Annotated in this window: 6 protein-coding genes; 3 read left to right on the top strand and 3 right to left on the bottom strand. The window is 29.7% G+C overall.

Features of this window, described 5'->3' with window-relative positions; translation table 11 throughout:
- Positions 1-151: 151 nt before the first annotated feature.
- Complete coding sequence (locus B4J88_RS01055) at positions 152-1474, bottom strand: solute carrier family 23 protein (RefSeq protein ID WP_291065932.1); 1323 nt, start codon at positions 1472-1474, stop codon at positions 152-154.
- 149 nt (positions 1475-1623) lie between these two features.
- On the opposite strand from B4J88_RS01055, the gene B4J88_RS01060 reads away from it, so the two are divergent.
- Positions 1624-1845 carry a heavy-metal-associated domain-containing protein gene (locus B4J88_RS01060; protein ID WP_038335762.1) on the top strand — a complete coding sequence of 74 codons (222 nt, stop codon included), beginning with the start codon at positions 1624-1626 and terminating at the stop codon, positions 1843-1845.
- Positions 1846-1900: 55 nt separating this feature from the next.
- Here the strand turns inward: B4J88_RS01060 and B4J88_RS01065 are convergent, their stop codons facing one another.
- A complete protein-coding gene (locus B4J88_RS01065) occupies positions 1901-2245 on the bottom strand; it encodes a hypothetical protein (RefSeq protein ID WP_221854443.1) in 345 nt (114 codons plus the stop codon).
- Positions 2246-2750: 505 nt separating this feature from the next.
- Between B4J88_RS01065 and B4J88_RS01070 the strand changes: the two genes are divergently transcribed.
- Together B4J88_RS01070 and B4J88_RS01075 are read left to right on the top strand one after the other, a co-directional pair.
- The gene (locus B4J88_RS01070; RefSeq protein WP_115000270.1) at positions 2751-3233 is read left to right on the top strand and encodes a hypothetical protein; all 483 of its coding nucleotides are present in this window, start codon (positions 2751-2753) and stop codon (positions 3231-3233) included.
- Positions 3234-3256: 23 nt separating this feature from the next.
- Positions 3257-3703, top strand: coding sequence for a hypothetical protein (locus B4J88_RS01075; protein WP_147279982.1), 447 nt, complete (start codon positions 3257-3259; stop codon positions 3701-3703).
- Here B4J88_RS01075 and B4J88_RS01080 read toward each other — a convergent pair.
- Entirely contained in the window at positions 3700-3903 is a 204-nt protein-coding gene (locus B4J88_RS01080) for a hypothetical protein (protein ID WP_286496431.1), read from the bottom strand. The genes B4J88_RS01075 and B4J88_RS01080 overlap by 4 nt on opposite strands.
- Positions 3904-4137 lie beyond the last annotated feature (234 nt).

A 4137-nucleotide genomic window follows, 5' to 3' on the forward strand; every position in this document is an offset into this window, starting at 1 on the left:
ATTATTTAACACCGATGCAAATGCACCAGCAACAAGATTTAAAACCAAAATCATACAAAAAGAAAAACAGTACAAATACGAATATATGTACTGTTTAAAATAAAATTTTATTAGTCTAATCCTGTATCAATTTTTCAGGACGTTACATAATTTAATTTTCTTCATCAAACATTTCTTTGAATGAGACAAATTCTCTTCCAGGAAGAATCAAATTTAAAGCAACTCCAATTATAGAAGCTAAAGCCATTCCTTCTAAAGAAAATAAATCTCCAATGTGGATTGCTGCACCACCGATTCCAATGATAAGAATAACAGAGGAAATAATAAGGTTTCGTTTAATCTTGAAATCAACTTTATTCTCGATTAGCATTCTTAATCCGCTCGAAGCAATAATTCCGAATAATAAAATAGAAACGCCGCCCATAACTGGTGTTGGAATTGTACTTAATAAAGCTGAAACTTTACCACAAAATCCAAATAAAATAGCAAAACATGCTGCTCCAATAAATACATAAATGCTAAAAGCTTTTGTAATGGCTAAAACACCAATATTCTCGCCATACGTTGTGTTTGGAGGTCCACCTAAACAAGCTGCAATCATTGTTGCAATACCATCTCCTAACATCGATTTATCAAGACCTGGATCTTCGATTAAGTCTTTGTTCACGACTTTACTCAAAACTAATTGATGTCCGATATGTTCTGCGATTGGTACAATTGCGACCGGAATCATTAAGAAAATAACATACCAAGACAAAGTTGGTGTGTAATCTACAAAAGGAATGGTAAAATCTGGAATCATAAACCATTTAGCTTCTATAACAGGATTTAGGTCGACAACTCCCATCGTAATTGCAAAAAGATATCCACCAATAATTCCGACCAAAACTGGAATTACACTCAAAAAACCTTTACTGAAAATTGCTGTAATTATCGTGATAATTAAGGTAACAAAACCAATTATAACATAGGTTAAATCATATTCACCAGAAGGATTATTTGTCACCATTTTGATTGCTGTAGAAGCTAATCCCAGACCAATTACCATAATTACTGGACCAACAACAATAGGGGGTAAAAGTCTCATTAACCATTTTGTTCCTGCCGTTGCTATAAATAGTGTGACCAATGAATAAGTAACTCCTACCAAAAAACTACCAACCAAGAAACTTCCTGTCGCAATTCCACTTTCTGGGTTTGTTTCTAAAGCTTTCATTGCGATAATTGGATTGATAAAAGCAAATGAAGATCCCAAATATGAAGGGACTTTTCCTCGTGTAATTAAGATGAAAACTAAAGTTCCGATTCCACTCGAAATTAATGCAATTGCTGGAGACATTCCTGTCAAAGCAGGAACTAAAACTGTTGCACCAAACATTGCAAAAAGATGCTGTATACTTAATAATATACCTTGTCCTAACTTCGGTTTTTCGTCGATCGCTAAGATAATATTTTGGTCATTTTGTTGACTCATTTGTAAAAGAAATTGAAATTGTTTTGTTTGAATGCAAAAGTAGCTCAAAACGATTAATAAGTATAGAAATCATATAACTATTTAGCGAAATCTTGTAAATGGTTTTGGAACAATTCTATCGAAATTTGTAAGACAAAAATCAAAGAGTTATGGAAACAAAAGAATTAAAATTCAAAACAAATATAAATTGTAGTGGTTGCGTGAGCAAAGTGAAACCTTTTTTAGATAAGTTAGATGGTTTAGAAGCTTGGGAAGTTGATACTGATAATCCAGACAAAGTTTTGTCTGTAAAAATTAATCAAGCAACAGACGAAGAAATTATTGATACAATTGAGGAAGTTGGTTTTTCAGCTGAATTAATTGAGGAATAGATATTTTTTTAGGTAGAATGACTTATTTTTTGTGATAGTTTAAGTCAATATAATCTCAAGTTAATCTTGTGTTGACTTGAGATTTTTTATTTTTTCGAAATTGTAGAAAGAAAAGTACGCCCATAGCAAGTTGAAGAATAAATAATAAAATAATCCAAGTATTCATTTTTGCTGCAAAATCAGATAATTGATTGTACATTACATCATATTTATCTACCGAAGTTTCAGCTATATTTTTCACAAACTGTATATCGTTCGATTTTTCAATGAGCATAATTTGTTCACCTTTATAACCTTCATTTTTATTCGGAACAACTTCAATTTGATTAGCGCTTACAAAAAACAGAAAAATACTAATGATTGTAGATAAAAATAATAGAAAATAATTGATGTATTTCATGAGTTAGATTATGTTTTGCAAAGATACACTAACTTTTATTAGCTTGTTGTATATGCGCCAAATGATGATTGCAATTCCAAGCATAAATCGCAAGATTTGTTTACTGATGACGAAATTTTTTGTCCCAATCACTTTCAACAAAAGAATTTAACAAAGTAACCCAACGTTGATGCAGCCTTCAGAACGATATTATTGTTCGAATTTAGGTTCTGAAAGAGAGGTGATTTCATTCTGAATTTTTTGTGGAAACTCACGAATTGTTAAAATTCATCATTCAATAGATTCTTTGTTAAATGATGTTGAAATTTCAAATTTTCTAGTGTTTTCATATTGTTCTTAAGTTTAAGAAATTTTTACAACTTTACTGATAAAAATTATTCTATTTTGTTAAAACAAGTCACTAACTTTGCAACTTCAAAAAATAATTGTGCAAACCAAACGCATCATAAAATTTGTCACGATACTGATTATTTTTATAATTCAGTTTCTGTTTTTATTTTCGATAATGAACGAAAGAATAGAACATTATCTTGTTCCTTACATTATTGCTGCAATTTGTTTACTTTTGATTGTGGTTTACCGCAAGTTTCCACTGCATCATCACGAATATTCTTTTGATCGTAAAACTTTGGTTTTATGGATTCCTATTGCAGCAATAATTACATATTTGATCAATAATAAATTAGGTTTAGGCGGTGTTTTTTCTGCAGGAATTATAGGAACTTTAGGTTCTTTTTTAACGAAGTTTAATTCTCGTTCAGAATATCTAAAACAAATTGCAGGACCAATTTATTGTGGTGCTTTCATTGGGATGACTTCGCTTGATTTTCAGTATGTTTATTGGATGATTATTTCGGCTGGAGTTTTTACTGCCTTGTTATTTTTTGCTACAAAATCTTTATTTGTTGGTGTGGGTGGAAAGCTAGGAACATTAGCATTTATAGGCGTTTTGTTGAGTATGTTGTTGTTTAAATTAATTATTGGCTAATGATTATTGAATTTTTAATATTAATGATGTTTTCAATAATTGCTTCATTAACAACATATGAATTAAACATTCGTTTCAAACAAGGTCCAGTTCGTGCCTCTGCAATGATTGCAATGATTGTCGGTGGATTTTTCTATTTTTTTCCAACAATTTTACCAGAGTTTTATACCAAAAATATTCCGTTGTATGTAATTGGCGGAACTTTCATTGGAATGGTATCATCAACCATAAATATTAGTTATTTTTCGTTAGTTTTTTCTCCAATTTTATTTGCAGTTTTATTGCATTATACGAGCAAAATTTTCAATGGTTATGGAGGGGCATTAGGTACAACTGCTTGTATTTCGTTGATGTGCACAATGGCATTTCCTATTATCACAAAAAATAAAAAGGTAACATATGGTTATCGTCTAATTCGAATTATTTTTAAGAAAAGAAAACGTAAGAAAATTATTAAACGAAAAGTTTAATCAAAACAATTGAAAACAATCTCTCCCAGTATTTTACTTTTCCAATAATTGATCTGTTTAATTTCTGATTCACCTAATAATTCTAAATCAGAAATGTTTACTTTTTTATTTAATTCTTTTGGATTTAGAAGGATCAAACTTGAATTTACTTCGGCTTTTAATTGTGAAATTAATTCAATAGGAAAGTCAATAAATTTCAAATCAAAGCATCTATTTTTTTCTACACAAGCAAAGATTAAATAAGTTGAATTTACTATCAAATAAAAATTTTGTTTTGTCTTTTGATAATTAATTTTAATTTGATAAAAGTTAGAAGAATCAACCCGTTGTGCATTTTGATTAATAAAGAATAAAGTTGTTCATTTGATTGAAAATCAGTAAATTGTTTTAACTACAAAACATTTACAATGAACAACTTACTTGCAAATTACGAA

The organism is Empedobacter sp. UBA5036, from assembly GCF_002415215.1.
Classification (GTDB): domain Bacteria; phylum Bacteroidota; class Bacteroidia; order Flavobacteriales; family Weeksellaceae; genus Empedobacter; species Empedobacter falsenii_B.

Bases quoted from the DNA above. Each gene is read 5' to 3' on its own strand.
- B4J88_RS01055 (WP_291065932.1), bottom strand. From the start codon at position 1,474: ATGAGTCAACAAAATGACCAAAATATTATCTTAGCGATCGACGAAAAA.
- B4J88_RS01060 (WP_038335762.1), top strand. From the start codon at position 1,624: ATGGAAACAAAAGAATTAAAATTCAAAACAAATATAAATTGTAGTGGT.
- B4J88_RS01065 (WP_221854443.1), bottom strand. From the start codon at position 2,245: ATGAAATACATCAATTATTTTCTATTATTTTTATCTACAATCATTAGT.
- B4J88_RS01070 (WP_115000270.1), top strand. From the start codon at position 2,751: ATGAACGAAAGAATAGAACATTATCTTGTTCCTTACATTATTGCTGCA.
- B4J88_RS01075 (WP_147279982.1), top strand. From the start codon at position 3,257: ATGATGTTTTCAATAATTGCTTCATTAACAACATATGAATTAAACATT.